Below are 21,293 nucleotides of genomic sequence, written 5' to 3'. Positions count from 1 at the left end.
GAACGGGGGTGAAGATAAGACCGCTTGAGACAAAAAAGCCGGGCATAGCCCGGCATGAAGGTCATAGACGTTTCGTCTGAGGATCAGCAGTAGAAGATGCTGTTCAGATACTCTGCAAGTTCAAGCACGTTTCTGCGCTCAAGCTCGGTATGCGGTACAAAGATTTCCTGTTCCATTTCCATAAAACAAACACCTCCTGAATGCCTGTCCATTGCTTCAACCTGTTACCCTAATGCTATCGTTAGAGCAGGTGGAGACCGTTGACAGACCGTTGCAGCGGCTTGACATTTTGTATCAGCCTCCATGACAGGTCGTTAATCATAGGACCCGACAAGGTGATAACAGCACAAGTGGACACTCCTGACTCTCCCATGGTGGCGGCCTCCAGCACGCTCGCGCTGGTGCACTATCTGGAACAGCAGGGTGTGTTACATCCATCCAGGGTAGAACAGGTCACCGGCCTCGGCCTCTCCGATCTTTCAGATCCCGATCGCCGGGTTCCGGCCGAAGCCCATTACCGACTCTGGACCCATGCCGAGCAGGTGACCGGCGATCCGGGTGTCGGTCTTCATGCCGGGCAGGTGGTGGACCCGGAGAGGATGGGGCTGGTGGGGCACGTATTTTTCAACTGCGATACCCTGGGCGAAGCGGTTACCCAGTACGTCCGCCTGCATCGACTGATTAACGAGTCGGTGTTCCTGAGTTTCGAACAGACTGCAGACCAGGCCATCCTGTGCTGGCAGCCGGATTCCCCGAACCACTACTGCCGTCAGGACATGGACCGCACGCTGGCGGCCGCCATCACGCGCACCCGGCACTTTATTCATCCCGGCATCCGTGCCGAATGGGTGGAAATTGCCCATGCCAGACCATCCTACGCCGCCGAATACGAAAAACTCCTGGGCGGGCCGGTAACCTTCAACAACGGCCTTACCCGGCTTGCCTTCAGCAGTCGGCACCTGGGACACCCGATTCCACGACGCAACCCCTACGTCTATTCCGCCGTGCTCAAACAGGTCAATTCGCTGCTGGCACGGCTGCAGACCCGACGTTCCTTCGGGCGCAAGATCCGACGACTGATTTCACGGCAAATGGCCACCGAACGCATCGATGCCGACAGCCTCGCCCGGCAGTGCCACATGAGCCGCCAGACCCTGTACCGGAAACTGAAAAAGGAGGGCCTGAGTTTCCAGGGGCTGGTAGAGCAGGTGCGTCAGGACAAGGCACTCCGCTATGTAGCCGCCGACCACTATTCCCTCGGTGAGATTGCCTTCCTGCTCGGCTTTTCGGAACTGAGTGCCTTCAGCCGCGCCTTCAAACGATGGACGGGGGTCGCTCCTGCCGAATACCGGGCTCGCAGCCTGGGCAATACCGGTAACGAGCCGCAGACCGTCGTCGGGGACCGCTGATGCCCGATTCGTTCCTGCTCGCCGTTGCCGTTGGTCTGATCTACCTGGGGGCATTGGCCTGCATTTATCGCATCCTGCTGAGCTACCGGACCACCCAGGGTGCCATCGCCTGGATCATCGCCCTGGTGGGCCTTCCCTATGTGGCGGTCCCCATGTTCGTGCTATTCGGGCGCCACCGCTTTGGCGGTTATGTCCGCGCCCGGCGGCTGGGCGACGAGTCGCTCACCAGCCTGCTGAACCGGTTCGAGCAGCAAACCACATCAATTGCTCCGCCGGCTGCCGACCGTTTCACCGATGAGCTCCAGGTTCTCTGCCGGCTGGGCCGCCAGCCCTTTACCGATGGCAATCGCTGCACCCTGTTGCGCGATGGCGAGGCCACCTTTGAAGCTCTGTTCGAGGCCATGGAGGACGCCACCCGCTACATCCTGCTGGAGTTTTACATCGTGCGCTCGGACCGGGTTGGGCGCCGGATCAAGTCGATCCTTGAGCGCAAGCTTGCCCAGGGCGTGGAGGTCTGGTTTCTGTACGACGACATCGGGAGCGTCTTCCTTCCGAGAAAGTACCTGAAACAGCTGGCGGCGGCCGGCGCACGGGTGGCGTCGTTCGGCGATGGCAATGTGCGCCGGCGGCGCTTCCAGATCAACTTTCGCAACCACCGGAAGCTGCTGGTGTGTGACGGCCAGATCGGCTTTGTGGGTGGCATCAACCTTGGGGACGAATACCTGGGCACCGCCATGGACCAGGAACCCTGGCGCGACACCCACTGCCGGATTGAAGGGCCGGCGGTCACGGGGCTGCAACTGGCCTGGCTGGAGGACTGGAACTGGGCCAGCAACGAATTCCCCAGGCTCGACTGGGCACCGCGGGACAACCAGCCCGGGAACGACGAGGTGCTGATTTTGCCGACGGGGCCGGCGGACACCTGGGAAACCTGCACCCTGTTCTTCCTGAACTGCATCAATAACGCCCGCCAGCGACTGTGGATTGCCTCGCCCTATTTTGTGCCCGATTTCCAGATCATGAACGCGCTGCAGCTGGCGGCTCTCCGGGGTGTGGATGTGCGCATACTGATCCCGGAAAAGTCCGACAGTCGCCTGATCGGCCTGGCCGCCTATTCCTATCTGGTCCAGGCCTGCCAGACCGGCATCGGCATCTACCGCTACCAGCCAGGATTCATGCATCAGAAGGTCATTCTGGTGGACGACCGGTACGCGGCGGTAGGCACCGCGAATCTGGATAACCGGTCCATGCGGCTGAATTTCGAGATCAGCGCCATCACCACCGCCCGGCACTTTATCGACAGCGTGGAGTCCATGCTCGAACTGGACCTGGAAAGCTCGCGACGAATGACTGAGAGTGACTACCGCGAGCGCTCGATCCTGTTCCGCCTGGGCATCCGGGCCGTTCGACTGCTGGCACCATTGCTCTGACTGGCCCCGGCATGGCCGATGTGCGACTATGCCCTCTCCGAATTGTCAGTATCCGGTAGCGACAGATCATTACATGAACGCGTTCAAGCCCAGAGAAACCCTGACCGAACAGGTCGCCCGTCATATCGAGAACCTCATCGCCTTTGGCCAGCTCAGATCCGGTGAACGGATCTATGAAGGTGCCATGGCCAAGCAGATGGACGTCAGCCACGGCTCCATACGGGAAGGTTTGCTGTTGCTTGAGAAACGGCACCTCGTGCGGAACGTGCCCCGCAAGGGCGCATTCGTAACGCCGCTGGATGAGTTCTTCGTTCGCAGCCTGTACGAAACACTCGAACTCTACCTTACCCACACCGGCCGCAAGCTGGTGCGTAACCAGCAGCCCGAGGACATTGAGCGCCTGGAGAGCCTGTACGACCGGATGCAGGCCTGCTTCCAGAGAAACGACCTGATGGCATTTCTGGAACTGGGCATCGAATACACCCAGGCGTCACTGGCCTACGCCGACAACTACTTCATCGTCGCGGCCATTGATGACCTCTGGCCATCCGCCAAGCGCTGTGCGTTTGTTGCCTTTCAGGAAGGCGGCAACCGTGTGCTGGAGGACAACCTGCTGCACATGAGCCAGTCCATCAGTGCCATCCGCGACCGGGACGAGGAGCGCCTCGCCGGGATCCTTCACCGGTTTGCCCTGCAGCAATGCCAGCAGGTGCTGGACGCCATCAATAAAAGAGCTGGGTAAAGGAAAAGCCGATATTGAGGTAGGCCGTCCAGTTGTCCTTGTTGTTGTAGGCAGCGGCCAGCTGGACCGGCCCCAGAAACGTATCGACGCCGGTGTACACGCTGGTGGATTTCACCGAGCTGTCCCAACTGGCGTCGCCCAGCGAAGGCCAGGCGTTACCCGCCTCCAGGCCGACACCGACGAACCAGGGCACCAGTGGACCGCCAAAGGACTGACTGGCGTAAACCGCCGCCATCAGGGCATGATCGCCCGTGATTTCCCCCGGTGCATAGGCGGACAGTCGCCGGAATCCACCCAGGCGCACTGCATTCTCGATACCCGGCGTACCACGGGTTATTGCCCGGCCATAGGCCAACCCGGTGAGGGTCAGGCCCCGCCAGCTGTGGGTGCCCAGCAAAAGACTTGTCAGCGAATCAAACTCCCGCTCGGATCCCAGCCCTTCGCGCTCCAGATGGCCACGGATGCCGGCAAAGGCCCCGGCGCGGGGGTAGAAGGTATCATCAAGGGAGTCGTGCACCAGCTGCAATGAAACACCGCCCTGGTGAATGGCGCCCTCCGGTGCCACCGCCTGGCCGATCTGCTCATCCACCGTCGCGTAACCGCGGGCGTAGGACAGGCGAACCTCGGCGTTACCGCCAAGCTCCATGCCCAGGGCCAGATCCGCCTGGCGGAAGGTCACATCTACCTCGGCCACCCGTACGCCGGCGGCATCGAACTGGCTGAAGGTGTCCCGGGAATAGGTGCCGCCCACAACCATGAAGCGTTCATACCCGTAGTCCAGGGGCTGGTACCACTGACTGCGAACCCAGGGATCGGTGCCCAGTTGCACACCGGTCTGCCATTCGCCCCCCAGCCGGTTCAACTCGGTCATTCGCAGGGCAGAGGCAATATTGAAGCGCGTCTCACCATCGAAGTTGTCTTCGTAATTGAGCCCGAACGAGAGGTAGTTGGGACCCCAGCTTTTCTCCTGTACGCGGATGACCAGTACAGCTCCCTCCGATGCCGTGGAGCACGCCACGGAGTAGGACACGATCTCGTAGTAGCCCAGCCCGTAGATTCGCTTCAGGTCGGCCTCCAGCTGGGAACGGTCCAGCGGCTCTCCGGTCTTCTGGCGAATGCGTTCACGCAGGAAATCCCGGGCCAGGCGGCTACTGCCCTCTATATCGATACGCGCGATGGGTTCGGCCACCGGGTCGGCGCCTCGAATGGCTGCACGCCAGGCTTGCCAGCGCGACCTGGATACCGCCAGCGGACGCAGCTCGACGCCGTGCTCGCGCGCTGCGGAGGCGCCCAGCTCGAACAGGATCGGTGCATCGTAGAAATCGGCGGAAGTATACCCCTCCAGATCCGGGCGGATCAGCACGTCCCGTTCTGAGAGCAATGCCAACTGCTGTTCGGTGTTTCGGCGGGTCATGATGGTGGTCAGTTGGCCCACCACCGAGAACGCCTCCCGCAGCTGCTCGGTCTCCATCAGGCTGTCAGTGATATCGACGGCGATGATCACGTCTGCACCCAGCTCACGGGCCACACTGACCGGCAGGTTATTGGCAACGCCCCCGTCAACCAGCAACCTGCCGTTTCGCTGTGCCGGGGCGTAGACTCCGGGAATACTCATGCTGGCACGGATGGCCTCGGACAGATTGCCGTCGCCAATGACCACCTGCTCGCCGGTCTCGAGGTCCGTGGCAACGGCCCGGAAGGGAATGGGCAGGCGATCAAAATCCTCAACCAGGGCGGCGCTGCGGGTCAGTTCATTGAGGATAAAACCGAGGTTCTGGCCGGCAATCAGCCCCCCGCCCACGTGCAAACCGTCGGCCCGCACACCAATGCCCGGGACCACCGGGAAGCGCCAGTCATCCTGCTTGCGACGGACCGGCTTGTAGACCCGTCCGGGATCGTCGCGGAAGCTCGACAGCCAGTCGAGCTCGATCAACCGGTTTTCGATGTCGCTGATCGGCATACCACTGGCATACAGAGCCCCGACGGCTGACCCGGCACTGGTACCAACAATCAGGTCCACCGGAATGCGCATCTCCTCCAGTACCCGGAGTACGCCGACATGGGCCATACCCTTGGCGCCACCACCGCTGAGAACAAGGCCAACCTTCGGACGTTCCGGTGCCTGCACGGATTCCTGGGCCAGCAACAGCGAGTGCCACAGGCCCGGCAATAGCAACAACAGCGCGAACCAACGCCGACATCGGTATCGGATCACAACCGCCTCATTTCCGGTCCAAAGCGTCGTCGTCCGCCAGTGACAGATGGGACACGTCGGGCACCATGGGCGGAGGCGCATCGCGCTTGACGCCAAGATCGCTGCCTGCCGGCGCCAGACTCCACTCGTCCAGGTGCTGGAACATGGGCGCTTCCACCTCGGTCTGCTCAGCCAGGGTGACGCCCACCGGATCAAGACTGAGCCCCGACCCCGAAAGGATGTCATCCACTTTCTCGCCGGCAACCGGGAGTCGATCCCCCGGTTCACGTTCCGGTACCTGGCGGGTCGCCGCCGGCGTCGGCTCAGGCCTGGCCGCGGGCGCCGGTTGAGATGGTTGAGATGGTTGAGATGGTTCCGGTGACGGCCGCGAGCCAGCGGCAGCGGGCGATGGCGCCTCGGCCATGGGCTGCACGTAGGCCACCATGCCGTGCTTTCTCAACACCGCCCGGTACTTTTCCGCCTGCACCTCTTCCAGCTTGTTGCGGATAACCACGGGCTGCCCGCTGAACATGCGATCCACCTGTTCAAGCGAAGCCTTGAACAGGTTTCGGGCGTTACTCCGGGCGGTGTCCAGGTCCGTTCCGGGAACGCATTCGCCTTTGAAAACAAGCTGAAACATGGGGTCTTCCTCCTGGCGTTCGTCTGAATTCCATCATAGTTGATACGGCAGCCCACCGGGAGGTCTGACCGGCGCTTTGGCCGTCCACCAACAACCTCAAGATTGCCCGAGTGCAAAACCAGAGTGCAAAACATTGAAAAATTAATGTCGCATATCACGCAAAATGCGACAGACTCTGCAATAATGCATCGTAACCAACTGTAACATTTGGTTACAGAGCAATCGGATTGTCACCAGGGAGTGGCCTCCAATGACCATTACATCCACACTCCGGATCGCTACTGCCGCGCTGCTGCTGTCTGCCTCACAGGCCCAGGCCGAAAACATCGACGTTCTGATGAGTCAGGTCTTCCCCGCCGGCCAGGCCACCTACATCGGTTATGAAAGCGTTGAACGCCAGGATATCCCCGTCTCCGCGGCTGTGGAACGCAAATATCTGATTGTCGACTTCCGGCTTGCCTCCGGCCAGATGGCGTCCGAACAGCTCCAGGCGAGCGTACATAAAGTCTGTATGGCGCTGCTGAAAGACCGCGACTTGATACGCCAGCTGTCCGATTCCGGTTACGACATGGTCTCGGTGGCCTTCGACCGCCAGTCCCAGTTCGACTGTCTGTAATTCCGGCTAAAGCACCGACTGGCCCTCACTCTTCCCGGCCAAGCAATTTCGGAAACGCCTCCAGGGCAGCGTTTACCGCATCCAGGTTGAACGCTTCCACGTCTGCCAGCAGTTTTTCGCCGTACCGGGTCACCGACCGGGACCGGAATCGGTGTCCCCAGGCCAGCAGGCGACGGGCAAAATCCTTCATCTGTTCAGGGTCGCCACTTTCCCGGACCGTTTGCCATTCGTCCCCGAAGTCTGCCGCCAGTTGCTCCCGCAGCCAGCCTCGTTCCTGCATGCTGAGCGTCTGGGCGAGGAGACGGTCGGATTCCTTCGGCGCGCCTTCATCTTCCACCTGCTGCACCGTGGCTTCGACCCGGGGCAGGGTCACGGTGAACACCGACCCTGCACCCGGCTCACTCTCCACATCGAGCTCCCCGCCCATCATGCGGGCGAGCTTTCGGCTGATGGCCAGGCCCAGACCGGTGCCGCCATAGCGGCGGGTATTCTGCCCTTCCTGTTGTTCGAAGGCATCGAAGATACGTTCCACCTGGTCACGGGGAATGCCGATTCCGGTGTCACTGACGGTCACCACCAGCTTGTAATACTGGCGCTCGACAGGCTCGGGATCCGCCTCGGTCTTGCGGGGCTTCAGGGGCCTGGCGGTGGCACGTACCGTCACGCCACCGTCATGGGTAAACTTGATGGCGTTGCCCACCAGGTTGAACAACACCTGCCGCAGACGGGTCTCGTCGAGCATCATCGCGGCCGGCATGCCGGAGTCGACGCTCACTTCCAGGGTAATGCCCTGCTCCCGGGCCCGCAGGTCGAAGATATGACGCACGTCGTCCAGCAACCGACGCACAGAGACCGCCGAATAGTCCAGGCGCATCTTGCCAGCCTCAATACGTGAGAGATCCAGAATGTCGTTGATCAGCATCAGCAGGCTCCGGCTGCCGGCCCGAATCGAGTCCAGATAGTTGCGCTGCTGGGGATCCGTCACGCTGTTGCTCAACAGATCGCTGTACCCGATGACAGCGTTCATGGGCGTACGGATCTCGTGGGACATGTTGGCCAGGAACTCGCTTTTCGCCAGGCTCGCCGCCTCCGCCTCACGGGCAAGCCGCTCGGCTTCCAGCTTGGCCGCCCGCAGCTCATCTTCACTCCGGCGCAGGGCGTTCTCGGAACGGATGCGCTCATCCACTTCCCGCGACAGCTTGCGGTTCCAGTACAGGAAAATCAGCACCACCAGAATGGCGATCATCACCACCCGCCGGACCACGGTATAGTCCGCCTCCTGCTCGATATCCAGGTGAATCCAGCGGTTGTAGATGGCCTCGGTTTCACTGGCCTCGAGACTGCCCAGTGCCTTGTTCAGGATACGATGCAGCTCGACATCGTCCTTGCGCACCGCCAGCCGCAGGTCGTACTGGTAAGGCGTAATGCTGGTGATGCGCAGATTCGAGAGTCCCAGACGCGCCACCGTGTAACTCACCGCGGGTATGTGGGTGACCATGACATCCAGGTCGCCATTGGACAGGGCCAACAAGCCGTCCTCCACGGTTTTCACCGGGTAAAGATCCAGATTGGGGTGATTGATCAGAAGATAGTCGTGGGCGGCCTGCCGGTTCACCACCCCAACCCGCTCGCTGCGCAGTTCGCGGAGGTCGCCGATGAATCGTCCGTCGTCCCGGATGGCGAGGGCAATAGGCACCGTCAGGTAAGCCCGGGTAAACAGAAACTCACCCTCGGTGCGCGGTGTCCTGGACAGGCCCGGCAGAATATCCACCTCACCTGAGCGGAGCTGCTCCTCCACCGCCATGCGCCCTCCCGCCAGGGTACGGGTAAAACTCACGTTGAGCTGGCTTTCCAGCCGACCGATCAGATCCGGCACCAGACCGGTTGGCCGGTTATCCTGGGCAAATTCGAAGGGCGGCCAGTCCGAGCGGAAGGCCACCTTCAGATTCGGATGGCGCTCAAGCCAGTCGATATCCGATGCTGACAGTTCAACCCCGTTTCGCTGGACGACCGGCTGGTCCGACTGCAACCAGGACTGACGGATTACACGATGCTCGCTGTGACTGATGGCTGCCACTGCTTTGTTGAGCACCTGGTACAGGCGTTCATTATCGGTGTCCACCTGCAACACCACATCCACCGGCCGGGTATCGAGCAGCACAGCAAGGCCGATACCGTTGACCATGGCGGATTGCAGGTAATCCGAAACCACCGGCACGGGCGCCAGAAAGGCATCTGCCTTCCCCGAGAGCACCCGCCCAACCGCTTCGCTCACCCCGGCAACCGGCACGGGGGTGAATTCCTCAACCGGGTCAAGCAACGGATACTGGTTTGGATCCCCGGTGTTCACCGCGATGCGAGCCCCCTCCAGATCGGCGATGGAGCGGATTGCGGCGTCTCCGGAGCTGACGAACAGCCCGTAGGTGAGCGACATCAGTGGATCGGTGAATCGCTTGCCCGGCACCACCGGCATTCCCGGCATGCGCGTTGTGAGCACCGCATCTGTGGCTGGCTCAGTCGGTACCGGTCCCGCGTCCTGCCCCAGAAGAACAGGCTCGATGGCGACACCCAGCTTCTCTGAGAGACGGGCCAGATAGTCGATGTAGGTGCCTGCCAGGACGCCGCTGCCGGTGTCGAATACCAGCGGCACCTGATCGCCCCGGATACCCACGCGGAACTGCTCCTGCCCCGCCAGCCATACCAGCTCTTCCTTACCCAGAACCGGCGCCGGCGACAGTTGCGGGGGCTCTGCCCGCAGGGGGGCTTGAAACAGCACAAGCAGGCAGCACAGTAAGACGGTAAGGGTAACCTTCACTGGATATCCTCGGGGGTTCCACTACATTTCAGGGAACAATACCTGCAAACGTCGTTGATTTCATTCAGGCGAACAGCTAACCGGAGATGAACGCTCATGGACACCAGCAAACACAACCTCAGCACGCTGTTTGAACAGTTGGGCCTGGCTTCCGACGCGAAAAGCATTGAGACCTTTGTGGCACGCCATTCACCGCTGCCACCCGACATAGCGCTGCAGGATGCGCCTTTCTGGTCAGAAGCCCAGTCCCATTTCCTTGAGGAGGGACTGGAGGACGATAGCGACTGGGCCGAGGTCATTGACGAGCTGGATGCCCTGATGCGCCACTAGTCCCCGGCGCCCGTACCCTCGTCACTGCTGACGGCTACCCGGTTTCGACCGTCGTCCTTGGCCTGGTAAAGGGCGCGGTCGGCGCGGTCGAACACCGACTCCTCGGTGTCTCCCGACACCAGCCCGGCCAGACCGGCGGAGAACGTTACAGTAACCGGCTCACCCCGGAAATGGAACGGCAGGCGGCCTACGTGCTCCCTGAGTTCATCCAATACCTGCCGGGCGTCGTCGGGCCCGGTCTCAGGGAACAACAGCACAAACTCCTCTCCCCCGAAACGGGCGACAAAATCGGTGTTACGCAGGCGCTCCCGGAATTCCCGGGCGACCAGCTGTAATACCCGGTCGCCCGCCTTGTGGCCATAGCTGTCGTTCACCCGCTTGAACAGATCGATATCCAGCACCCCCACCGTCAGCGGGTGGCCGTAGCGCTGCCAGCGATTGTATTCGAACGCCAGCCGCTCTTGCCAGGCCTCCCGGTTGGGCAGTTCGGTGAGCAGATCGGTCATCGCCCGCAGACGTTCCCGGCGAACCTCTTCCTGCATCTGCTCGGAATTAGCTTCCATGGCGGCAACCCGCTGCTGCATGGTCTCCAGCTGTTCCGAAAGCATGCGCTCACGCTCCGTTTCCTGGCTACGGAAACGACTGACGGCCTCGCCAATGGATTCCAGATGACGGGTAACGGAGTGCTTGAGATCGGCCAGATCATCGCTTTCAGACAGTTTCTGGCCCACTCTCTCGATCTCTTCGCGGATCTCTCTGTCGAGATGTTCAGAGGCCTGGAGTCTGCCGGTCTGGGCCGAGGACTGGGTGGCGAAATGCTCCCGCAGCACATTGAGCCGCTCATCCAGTCGCTTGAGGAAGGCCTCGAACTCACGCTTGCTCCGGGTGACAGCGGCGATCACCAGCTCGGCGACATGGTTCAGTCCCTCCCGCAACTCGTCCCAGTCGTTACTGACCAGAAGGGACTGCTGCAATGACCGCGCCCGGGCCTCAGCCGCCGGCTCCAGAGCCACCTGCGTCAGCATCTGACCGAGCAGCTGACCCACTCGCCGGGCAATGCGCAAGCGCTGGATGTTGTCCTCGATGTCCTGGCTGTCGCCGGGCGCTGTGGCTGGCGGTGCTTCCTGTAATGTCGGAGCCGCCGGTTCTGGAGCCGGTGACCGGCGTGAAAACAACGAACGTCGTTCCTGACCGGCCGACTGTCGCTCATCCAGCAGAGCCACCTGCCGGTCAATCTGGTCCTGCAGTTCCTTCCAGGCGTCCACATCCACCCGCCCTTTCCGGAGATCCTGGCGCACCCGGGCCAGCAATTTGTCCAGCTCCGGCGTCTGGCCTTCGGAGGCCAGGCTGGTTCTGACCAGCATGCGCTCCAGGGTATTGCGCTCCGCTTTCCATTGTTTTTCCCGATGGTCTGCCGCGTCGAGTTCCTGGAGGTATTTTTCCTTCCAGGACGGATCCGTTGTCATGGAGCGCTCCCGTCAATCCCTGTAGTTCAAATCTCTGTATTGAAGCCTCACAGCGACCGGCTAGCGGCTCGGGCTGTCATCTTCGGTGGTGTTGCCATGATACCCGCCTCGCCGGGCCCTGGGGTGACTCTGGTCATAAACCCGTGCCAAATGCTGAAAATCCAGGTGGGTATACACCTGGGTCGTGGCGATATCGGCATGACCCAACAACTCTTGTACGGCTCGAAGGTCACCACTGGATTCCAACATGTGGCTGGCAAAAGAATGTCGAAGCAGGTGTGGGTGCAGTCTCTGATCTGCACCGTGAATGATGCCCCAGCGGTTCAACCGCGCCTGAATACTGCGGTGGCTGAGTCTCTGGCCGCGCTGACTGACAAACAGTGCCGGCTCGCCATCACTGGCCAACGATGCCCGGTGCGGCAGCCAGGCGCGCAAAGCGGCCAGCGCTTTGGAGCCCACGGGCAACAGCCGCTCTTTGCTGCCCTTACCCAGCACCCGGACTTCACCGCCCTTGAGATCGATACGATGCAGATCAAGTCCGGCCAGTTCCGCCAGTCGCAGCCCCGAAGAGTACATCAGCTCAAACATGCACAGATCACGGATTTCGAGGGGATCATCCGGTTGGCTATCAAGCAGATGGTTGAGCTGATCCACGTCGGCCACCTTTGGCAGGGGGCGGCCACTTTTGGGCGCACGGATATCCAGAGCCGGATTGTCAGAGGCGAGCTTCTCGCGTAGCAGAAACTGGTAGAAGCGGCGCGTGGCGGACAGGTGCCGTGCGATGCTTCGACCGGCGAGCCCGTCCCGGCTCAGGGTGGCCACATAGCGACGGAGCTCGTGGTTGGTCAGGCCCTGCCAACGGCCGAGATTCCGCTCAAACATCCAACCGGCCAGGCGCAGCAGGTCCCGCTGGTAACTGTCGCAGGTTCTCGGAGAATGACGCTTTTCCGACGCCAGATGCCGGATAAACGCGGCAATCGGTTGTGACAGCGCATCGGGCAGAGGGGCTGCCGGGCTGTCGGACACCTCAGCGAGACTCCGTCACCATCTCGGTGACCGGAACCGCCGCGGTGTGGCGCTGGACCATCGGCGGCAGCAGTCGACTGAGGGTATCGCTGATGTAACTCAGGAACAGAGACCCCATGCTCTGGTCGAAATAACCCTGCTGGCAACTGCCAACGGCAAACACGCCCACCAGGCTGTCGTGACGCAGAGGCACCAGGGCAACGGACGCGATTGGCTCCTCACGATCCGGAAACAGGAACTGTCGCTCGCTTTCCCGGAACTGGCCACATACTGCACGCTCGCCGTCCAGCAGGCTGCCCAGGCGCTCCCGGGCAACCGCCGGGCTGACCACGTGCAGCGCCCCCTGGGAGGCTTCCGGCAGCTCGTTGTCGGTGAACAGCAGTACCGAGGCTGCGTCCAGGCCGAAATCCCCGCGAATGCTGTCATCAATGGCCGCGGCCATGTCATTCAGGGTTCGGGCCTCGATCACCTGCATCAGCAGGCGCTTGCTCTTTTCGAACAACCGGTCGTTGTGGCGGGCGATAGAGACCAGCTCCACCAGCTCCCTCCGCAGGGTATCCCGCTGTTCCCGGAACAGGTGCACCTGCCGCTCCACCAGTGAAATCGCGCGCCCGCTGTCATGGGGCAGGGTCAGGCTGCGCAGAAGCTCGTCCTGGTCAACAAAGAAATCGGGGTTGGCGCGCAGGTAGTCAGCCACTTCTTCCCGGCTGAGCTCACCGGCCTTCTTGCGGGCCGTTTGTTCTGTCATCGTGTACTCCTGGCTGTCAGGACCGTTGTTTATGGGGGCGGCCGCTCTTCCGGCGGCGACCACCAGAGTCGCCCGGCAGCCTTAACTGCCCTTCAAAGACGCTGGTTGCAGGCCCTTCCATCATAACAGGGGACCCCTCGCCCTGCCATTCGATCACCAGCTTGCCGCCACGCAGCTCCACCTCTACGCGGGCATCCAGCAACCCCCTTACGCAGCCGACAACGACCGCCGCACAGGCGCCACTGCCACAGGCCAGGGTCTCGCCGGAACCGCGCTCAAACACCCGGAGCCGGGCATGGGAGCGATCCAGGATCTGCAGAAAGCCGATGTTCGCACGGGCCGGAAAGCGCGGGTGCCTTTCCAGGAGAGGCCCCAGGGTTTCCACCGGAGCGGTATCCACGTTATCAACCAGCAGAACGCCGTGGGGATTGCCCATGGACACAGCGCTGAGCTCCACGGTCTGGCCATCCACATCCACCGTGTAGACGTCCTTGCGGCGATCGGCGGCAAACGGAATGGCCGGCGGATTGAACTCGGGGATCCCCATGTTCACGGTGACCATGCCTTCCCGGCCCGCCCGCAGTTCGATCACGCCCTTGGCGGTCTGGACCCGGATAACCTTCTTGTTGGTCAGGCGCTGGTCGCGGACAAAGCGGGCGAAACAGCGGGCCCCGTTGCCGCACTGTTCCACTTCCGAGCCGTCAGCGTTGAAGATCCGGTAGCGGAAATCCACATCGGGCAGACCCGGAGGCTCTACCACCAGCAACTGGTCGAAACCAATGCCGAAATTCCGGTTGGCCAGTTCGCGAATCATCTCCGGGCGCAGACGGAACGGCTGGCTGATGGCATCCACCACCATGAAATCATTGCCCAGACCGTGCATCTTGGTGAAACGCAGTGTCGGGCCCTGGCTGCGGCGCTGCTGACTCATGTCCTGGTTCCCGCTCATTCCGGCAGACAGCTCTCGGGGCCGAGCTGATCCTCGAGGGTTTCACGCCGACGCACCACGTGCACCTGATCACCATCCACCATCAGTTCCGGGGGCCGGTTCCGGGTGTTGTAGTTGGAACTCATCACAAAGCCATAGGCGCCGGCCGACCGCACCGCAAGAAGATCCCCGGCCTTCAGGCGCAGACGCCGGTCCTTGCCCAGAAAGTCGCCCGTTTCGCAGACAGGGCCCACCAGGTCCCAGGCTCTCTCGTCACCGTCCTGGTGCGGCCGGACGGGAATGATCGCCTGCCAGGCGCTGTAAAGGGCCGGGCGGATCAGGTCGTTCATGGCGGCATCAATGATGGCGAAGTTACGGTGGTCAGTACACTTGAGGAACTCGACCCGGGTCACCAGGATGCCGGCATTGGCGGCAATGGAGCGACCAGGCTCGAGAATCAGCTCAAGCGACCGTTCACCCAGGCGCTCGGACAGTGCCCGGACATAATCGGAGGGTTGCGGTGGCTGCTCCTGGTTGTAGGTAACGCCGAGCCCGCCCCCCATGTCCAGGTGGCGGATCTGGATGCCCCGGTCGGCAAGATCGTCAATCAGGGCCAGCACCCGGTCCAGGGCATCCAGGAACGGGGACACACTGGTGAGCTGGGAACCGATATGACAATCCACACCCTTGACCTCCAGGTTGGGCAAGCCGGCTGCTCGGGCATACACCTCCGGCGCCTCCGCGATGTCGATGCCGAACTTGTTCTCTTTCAAACCGGTGGAAATATAGGGGTGGGTGCCCGCGTCCACGTCCGGATTCACCCGCAAGGACACAGGGGCCTTCACGCCAAGCTCGCCGGCCACGGCATTCAGACGATCCAGTTCGGTGTCGGATTCCACGTTGAAGCAACGCACCCCGACCTCAAGGGCCCGCCGCATTTCCCATTCCTGCTTGCCAACGCCGGAGAACACCACCTTGCCGGGGTCGCCACCCGCCCGGAGGACCCGCTCCAGCTCGCCGGCCGAGACAATATCGAACCCGGATCCCAGCCGGGCCAGCACGTTGAGCACCGCCAGGTTGCTGTTGGCCTTGACCGCATAACACACCAGATGGGGACGATCCTTCAGAGCCTCGTCGTAGGCCCGATAGTGGCGCTCGAGGGTGGCACGGGAATAGACATAGGCCGGCGTGCCAAACTGTCGGGCAATGTCGGCGACAGGGACGTCTTCGGCGAACAGCTCACCGTCACGGTAATTGAAATGATCCATGGGTTTCCTGGTTGGTCTTGCGGAGTAGCAGATCGGTACCACTAATCGCGGGCATTCGCGCCGTCGTCTTGCTGCCGATCATCAACGGTTTCGGCCCGGGTTGGCGCCTCAACACCGGGGGATTCCCGGTACAGCGGCCCCTTCTGGCCACACCCGCTGAGCAAAACCGCCAGCACCAGCAGTGCGATCGGCAGAGTCGACATACGCATTCCTGCTACCCCTGAGTTCGTTATGGCGGCAGTATACCTGACACCGACCCTGCCCGGCGAGGTCAGAGGCGCTCCAGGTGACGGTTGAGGGCGTCCTCGAGAAACGACCGGTAATACAGATACTGGCTGGTCTGGATGTCCTGTTGGTACACCCGAGGGTCCAGATCGTGGGGCAGGTGCACATCGGTGAGATACACCGGGTAGTGCTCGTCGCTTCGCCGCAGCGATCGGATGTAATGGGCGACGGCGGGAATCAGCTGGTCACCGTATTCCTGTACCGTAAACTCCTGGGCACCACAGAAGATGTCGAATCTGAGCCGGCTGTCACCTTCCTGGATGCCCACCGCCTGAACCTCCAGGCCCGGCAGGGGCGCACCGGAATCGGACTCATTGCGGCGCTCCGCGCGCCAGCCGTCCTCGCGCCGCACCACCTCATAGCACTGGACGCCGGCAATCACGCCGGTGGAATCGGTTTGCCGCAGCATCCGACGCTCGATCAGGTTGTCCAGGAACCTGAGCACCGGCACCAGCAGGTGGCGTCGGCTGTTCATCGGCTGTTCCCAGCTGAACACCGAGCCCAGTTCATCCACCACCCAGAACCGGGTCCGTTCACCGGACACACGGAAAAAGACCTGGATGCTGTCCGGCTCGCTGGCCTGGCACACTGCCCGCAAGGCCGGCTCCTCAAGCAGGGCATGGCGATCAAACACCACGGGCAGGTATCGCTCCTGGGGCAGCGCGAGGTGCGTCATTAAAGCGGCGAGGCTGTCCAATACAATGAACCCCGGCTCCAGCCCGTTGAACTGCAACACAAAAAAGCGTCGGTCCATTTCAATCACGTAACGCAGAGAGTGCGGACCGGCGCCACCGGCAAAAAACGGCCGGAGCACGTCGGCAAACAGTTCCTGAACCCGCCGGGCAATGGCCGGGCCGTGGCCCCGGTTGTGACAGTGCACCTGAACCTCCGGTAGCTCGGCCGGGTTTGCAGCCGCTGACGCCAGTACATTCTTCAGGCACTGGATCAGAGTATCGCCCGCTGCATAGTGTTGCAGACTCACCTCATGCCAGCTGTTGAAGGTAATCTGGTCGATGCTGACCACCAGGTTTTCACGGCCGCCGCTAAAACCCAGGGAATCGTGGCGAGCGCTGAGCTTGTGCAAGCCTTTTTCAGTAAGGTGCGCCTGCGGATCGATGCCGACATTAACCAGCAACAGGTGACGGATCGGACGCACACCCCGCGACAGAGCGTCCCGATCGGCCGGAGCAATGGGAAACGACAGGAAGCTGGCAAGGGCGTCCAGCATTTCCCGCAGCTCACTCACCGAAGCCACGGTAGGGCCGGCGCGAACGTTCAGCCGGGTTGCCCGGTTCAGCAAACCATTGCAGTAGCACCACACCATCAGTTCGGCCAGGTTGCCGGAGCGGCGAATCACCGGTTTCCAGAAGGCATCGGCCGGATCCTCCAGATCCCGGTAGAGCAGCCAACCCTCGCCGGCGCCACCCTGCTCCGACTGGTGATGAAAGGCCAGATTCTCTTCCGCCAGGGAAGGCGCCAGCCCGGGATTGATCTGCTCGATCTTGCCGGCCTTGCGCTGGAAGGCGGCATACAGCTTGCGACCCAACAGATTGATATCACTGTCACTGATCGCGGCACGCTGACCGTGGTTTCGGGCCATCTTCGACAACAACCGGTAGCTGTGGGTCAATTCGGCAACCACAGTGCGGCGAAGGGCGGTGACCTGCTCGGCACGCCAGCGCTGACGCTCGTCCAGCTCCAGCAGCTGATCTTCGGCCCAGCCCCACTCGGCCACCAGGCGCCTCAGCAGGCCGGCCCGCCACTGGTCCGGCGATCCCTCCGCCCGGGTCAGTGGCAGACCGGCTTTCAGGTACAGGCTCCGGCGAACCAGATCGATGCGCGCGCCTGATTCCGGGCCCGACAGCCAGCCCGCCAGCCTTTCGTAGAGCATGACGTAGGGATCCAGGCGGTCGGCATGGGTTTCCCCCCGGTAAATGGCCCGCTTGAATTCAGCCGACAACAGCGGCTGATCAACGGTGCGGGCATAGCACTCGATCAGCAGCAGCTTCAGAATCGACTTCCAGGGCGCATCGATGCCCTTGTACAGCTGCCAGACCCCGGCGCCGAGGAACTCGGCTTCAGGGATCGACGGTACAGGCCCGAAATCGATGTACTCGGAGGCCTTCACAAACCGGTAATCCACCAGGGTGCGCAGACACTGCTGGTAGTTGGCCTCCTGCTCCGCCGGCACCAGCCACCACATGGGCCAGGCACCGGCCAGGTGAATGCCGGTACGATAGAACTCGTCCAGCAAGAGGTAGTGCTGGGCGCTTCCGCAATTTTCGCCCGTCACTTCCACCCGCTCCCGACCGGCCCGCCAGTCGGCGGCGCAGAAGACGAACACGTGCAGCTCCACACCCAGCGACTCCGCCCATCGGGACAGCCGTTCGGCCTTACGCTCAAGACAACGGATGCCCCGCTCCGGCAGATCGCTGCGGTGACACAGCCACACATCGAGGTCACTGGCCACCGAGTGGCCGAGGGTGCCGGGGCTCCCCATCAGGAACATGGCGTCGAGGTCGGGGCGACGCTTGCCCTCATCTTTCAGACTGAACGTCCGGGCCAGCCGGCGTGCGGCATGGAGTGTGGCCGCCGTCGGCGTGTAGTTCACCAGACCGTAGGGGCAATCGCCGTCCAGGTAGCCAGGCAGCGCCGGGTGATTGAGGTGAAACACCAGAGGCAGGATTTCCAGGACACTCTGCTGGCGATAGGACAGCGCCGAATGGGCGCGATTCCAGCGCTGCTGATTGACCAGAAGGAACCGGTCCCTCAGACGACGCAGGGTCTTGCGATCTATTCCCTCCTCAAAGTCGAGGGAAATCGGGGCGGCGTGGGCGGTCAAGATGGCTCCGGCGAGAGGTTCCTTTCGCAATCAGTATGCGTATGATGTGGGCATCGTTGCAAAACCCGAAGAAAAATAAAAGTTACTGAACCCCCGAGGCTCGCCGCTCGTGAAAGAGTTCATCATTCGCCGGTATCGGCCGGATACTTCTCCGACTGTTGAACGCAGCACCGTTCTTCGCATTGACGACGAAGGCAGGATCCTGTTCGCAGACCACCACGCCGAGGCGATCCTCGGTTACGACAGCGGCGACCTGGAAGGCCAGTCAGTGCACCGGATCCTGGCGTCCCGCGAGGATGACCCGTTCGCGCCCGCCAATCGCCACCGGATCGAGCGTGGCCAGACCGTACTGGTCACCTTCCGTCACAAAGAGGGTTTTTTCTACACCGCCAGCCTCAATCTCCGACTGGAAATGCGTGATGCCGACAACGCGGCCAGCGCGACGATCGCCCTCAGTGACACCCCCGGCCGGGACGCGCGCTTGCTCCGGTCGGCGGAATCCGCCGCCGGTTTCGGGCTCTGGGAGCTCGACACCGAGACCAATCAGATGACCTGGTCCGAAGGGATGTTCCATCTTCTGGAACTGCGCCCGGGCACTGGAATCACTCCGGAGCAGGCGTTGTTCTACTGCCAGACCGGACAGGCAAGAGTGCGCGCCCTGTTTCGTCGATGCATCCGGACCGGCCAGGGATTTTCCCTCGATCTCGACATTCTGACATCCCGCCAGAACCCGCGCCGTGTCAGTCTGAGCTGCCGAGCCCTCAAAGCCAGCGGCCGCACGACCCGGTTGGGGGGCACTCTGGTGGACAAGACCGCCCGGATGCAGCTGGACCGCGTCCGCCGGCAGGCAGACCGGATACTGTCGGCCATCAGCAGCGCAAGCCGGGACCTGGTGGTTGCGGTGGATGCGGCGTTCAACCTGACTCATTTCAATTCCGCCTGGGCCACGCAGTTCCAGGAAACCTTTGGCGTGGAGCCCGCCCTCGGCGCCAATCTCAGCCGTCTGCTGGCGTCTTTTCCGAACGAACGCAGAATGATGGAGCGGCTCTGGCATCGGGCCTTCGAACGGGACAGCTTTGTGCTGGAGATGCCCATGGCCCAGCAAGCCAGGCCATTGCCGGTGTACGAATTTCACTACCAGCGACTGCTTGGTGACCTCGGGGAGATCACCGGCGCGGTTCACGTGGCCCGGCCGGTGGAGCCGCGCGCCAACCAGGGGGCCAGCGACGACTATCGACTCCGTCATGATCCGGTAACCGGTCTGATGAACCGGCGGGAACTGGTGGCGCGGTTGCTCAGAACCCTCGAACAGAAAGCGCACCGGGCATCGTGTGACAGCCTTCTGTACCTGGATCTCGATAATTTTGAGCGTTTCAACGAGCAGGCCGGAAGCGGCACCTGTGACCGGTATCTGCGTGAGTTGGCGGGCAACCTGGGTATTCGGGTCCGGCAACGTGATGCCCTGGCGCGCCTCGCCGGCGACACCTTTGCGTTGCTGATCGAGAACTGCCCCGAACCCCGGGCGCGGGCGATCGCCGAGGAGACCCTCGAGCTGATTGGCGACTTCGTTTTCGACTGGCAGGGCCACAAGCTCAGCACGACTGCCTCGGGGGGCCTGCTGATCATGGATCAGGATGTACCCACGGACCCGGAACAGCTGCTCGCCCAGGCGGCAGATCTGTGCCATACCGCCAAGACCTCTGGCCGAAACCGGGTGCACACCGCCAGGGCCCTGGCCCGCCATACCAACGACGCCGTTGCCAATGAGCGGGTGGCGCAGATGCGAGAGGCTCTGGACAGCCACAACCTGATTCTGGAATACCAGGCCATGCGCCCCGTGGCCAGCCCGACCTGGGGTGACCACATCGAGATCCTGTGCCGGATACCGGCCACCAGCGACACCGATGAGGTACTCATGCCCCAGGATTTCCTACCTATTGCCGAGCGTTTCGATCTCGCCAAACGCCTCGACCGGCAGGTCATCCGCCAGACCCTGGAGTGGCTTGGCCGCCAGCCGCTGCTGGAGCCGAGGCTCAAATACTGTGGCTTCAACCTGTCGCTGGCCAGCGTACTGGATGACACCTTTGCAGAGTTCATGGCCAGTGCCCTGAGCGGGTCGCCGTTCGCACCCGACTGTTTCTGCCTGGAAATCCGCGAGGCCCACGCCACCCAGTATCCCGATGACGTGGCGGTACTGTGCGATGCCTTGCACAAGGCGGGATTCCGGGTAGCCCTGGACGGCGCGGGTGCGTCGGTCGAGAGCTATAGCCTGGCCGCCCGGTTGCCTGTGGACATCATCAAACTGGACCGGCGCATGGTTCAGCACCTGGAGGACGACCCGGTGCAGCAGGTGATGCTCGAAGCCCTGCACCGGATTGCCGAGGCCGCCGGCAAGGTGACGGTGGCCACCTTTATCGAGAGCGACGACGCCCTGCGCAAGGTACGGACCCTGGGCATCCACTACGGCCAGGGGTACCGGCTGTGTCGCCCGCAGCCCCTGGCAGAACTGACCCCGGCGGCGGTAGACCTCGCCACCGGGCGGATCGGCGGGTAG

General features: G+C 62.3%; 16 protein-coding genes. 6 read left to right on the top strand and 10 right to left on the bottom strand.

From position 1 onward, the window contains the following. Window positions 1-335: 335 nt before the first annotated feature. From BM344_RS12510 to BM344_RS12500, 3 genes are all read left to right on the top strand, one after another. Window positions 336-1,409: an AraC family transcriptional regulator gene (locus BM344_RS12510; protein WP_407656822.1), complete on the top strand. Its 1,074-nt coding sequence runs from the start codon at window positions 336-338 to the stop codon at window positions 1,407-1,409. Further along, entirely contained in the window at window positions 1,409-2,839 is a 1,431-nt protein-coding gene (gene cls / locus BM344_RS12505) for a cardiolipin synthase (RefSeq protein ID WP_091990352.1), read from the top strand. Before BM344_RS12510 ends, cls begins: the two co-directional genes overlap by 1 nt. Window positions 2,840-2,912: 73 nt before the next feature. Beyond that, on the top strand, window positions 2,913-3,581 hold the full coding sequence (locus BM344_RS12500) for a GntR family transcriptional regulator (protein WP_091990349.1): 669 nt from the start codon (window positions 2,913-2,915) through the stop codon (window positions 3,579-3,581). Here BM344_RS12500 and BM344_RS12495 read toward each other — a convergent pair. Both BM344_RS12495 and BM344_RS12490 read right to left on the bottom strand, forming a co-directional pair. Then, window positions 3,562-5,649: a patatin-like phospholipase family protein gene (locus tag BM344_RS12495; protein ID WP_407656859.1), complete on the bottom strand. Its 2,088-nt coding sequence runs from the start codon at window positions 5,647-5,649 to the stop codon at window positions 3,562-3,564. The genes BM344_RS12500 and BM344_RS12495 overlap by 20 nt on opposite strands. 154 nt (window positions 5,650-5,803) lie before the next feature. Continuing rightward, a complete protein-coding gene (locus BM344_RS12490; protein ID WP_091990343.1) occupies window positions 5,804-6,415 on the bottom strand; it encodes a hypothetical protein in 612 nt (203 codons plus the stop codon). 250 nt (window positions 6,416-6,665) lie between these two features. Between BM344_RS12490 and BM344_RS12485 the strand changes: the two genes are divergently transcribed. After that, entirely contained in the window at window positions 6,666-7,031 is a 366-nt protein-coding gene (locus BM344_RS12485) for a hypothetical protein (RefSeq protein WP_091990340.1), read from the top strand. 25 nt (window positions 7,032-7,056) lie between these two features. Here BM344_RS12485 and BM344_RS12480 read toward each other — a convergent pair whose 3' ends face one another. Beyond that, window positions 7,057-9,846 (bottom strand): ATP-binding protein, encoded by a 2,790-nt coding sequence (locus BM344_RS12480; protein WP_091990337.1) that lies wholly within the window; start codon window positions 9,844-9,846, stop codon window positions 7,057-7,059. A gap of 96 nt (window positions 9,847-9,942) precedes the next feature. Here BM344_RS12480 and BM344_RS12475 point away from each other — a divergent pair, with 96 nt between their 5' ends. Further along, on the top strand, window positions 9,943-10,176 hold the full coding sequence (locus BM344_RS12475; protein ID WP_091990334.1) for a DUF2789 domain-containing protein: 234 nt from the start codon (window positions 9,943-9,945) through the stop codon (window positions 10,174-10,176). Here the strand turns inward: BM344_RS12475 and BM344_RS12470 are convergent. The 7 genes from BM344_RS12470 to BM344_RS12440 form a co-directional block, all read right to left on the bottom strand. After that, on the bottom strand, window positions 10,173-11,642 hold the full coding sequence (locus BM344_RS12470) for a GGDEF domain-containing protein (RefSeq protein WP_091990331.1): 1,470 nt from the start codon (window positions 11,640-11,642) through the stop codon (window positions 10,173-10,175). The two genes, BM344_RS12475 and BM344_RS12470, sit on opposite strands and share 4 nt — an antisense overlap. A gap of 60 nt (window positions 11,643-11,702) precedes the next feature. After that, complete coding sequence (gene xerC / locus BM344_RS12465; protein ID WP_407656819.1) at window positions 11,703-12,668, bottom strand: tyrosine recombinase XerC; 966 nt, start codon at window positions 12,666-12,668, stop codon at window positions 11,703-11,705. 1 nt (window position 12,669) lies between these two features. Next, on the bottom strand, window positions 12,670-13,416 hold the full coding sequence (locus tag BM344_RS12460) for a DUF484 family protein (protein ID WP_091990328.1): 747 nt from the start codon (window positions 13,414-13,416) through the stop codon (window positions 12,670-12,672). A gap of 16 nt (window positions 13,417-13,432) precedes the next feature. Continuing rightward, window positions 13,433-14,347 carry a diaminopimelate epimerase gene (gene dapF / locus BM344_RS12455; protein WP_091991095.1) on the bottom strand — a complete coding sequence of 305 codons (915 nt, stop codon included), beginning with the start codon at window positions 14,345-14,347 and terminating at the stop codon, window positions 13,433-13,435. Between the two features lie 14 nt (window positions 14,348-14,361). Continuing rightward, window positions 14,362-15,612 carry a diaminopimelate decarboxylase gene (gene lysA / locus BM344_RS12450; protein WP_091990325.1) on the bottom strand — a complete coding sequence of 417 codons (1,251 nt, stop codon included), beginning with the start codon at window positions 15,610-15,612 and terminating at the stop codon, window positions 14,362-14,364. Between the two features lie 41 nt (window positions 15,613-15,653). Beyond that, the gene (gene lptM / locus BM344_RS12445) at window positions 15,654-15,821 is read right to left on the bottom strand and encodes an LPS translocon maturation chaperone LptM (RefSeq protein WP_091990322.1); all 168 of its coding nucleotides are present in this window, start codon (window positions 15,819-15,821) and stop codon (window positions 15,654-15,656) included. A gap of 62 nt (window positions 15,822-15,883) precedes the next feature. Further along, on the bottom strand, window positions 15,884-18,739 hold the full coding sequence (locus tag BM344_RS12440) for a class I adenylate cyclase (RefSeq protein ID WP_091990320.1): 2,856 nt from the start codon (window positions 18,737-18,739) through the stop codon (window positions 15,884-15,886). A gap of 109 nt (window positions 18,740-18,848) precedes the next feature. Between BM344_RS12440 and BM344_RS12435 the strand changes: the two genes are divergently transcribed. Further along, complete coding sequence (locus tag BM344_RS12435; RefSeq protein ID WP_091990317.1) at window positions 18,849-21,293, top strand: EAL domain-containing protein; 2,445 nt, start codon at window positions 18,849-18,851, stop codon at window positions 21,291-21,293.

Source organism: Marinobacter gudaonensis (genome assembly GCF_900115175.1).
GTDB lineage: Bacteria > Pseudomonadota > Gammaproteobacteria > Pseudomonadales > Oleiphilaceae > Marinobacter > Marinobacter gudaonensis.
This window is presented reverse-complemented; position numbering and strand designations above follow the sequence as displayed.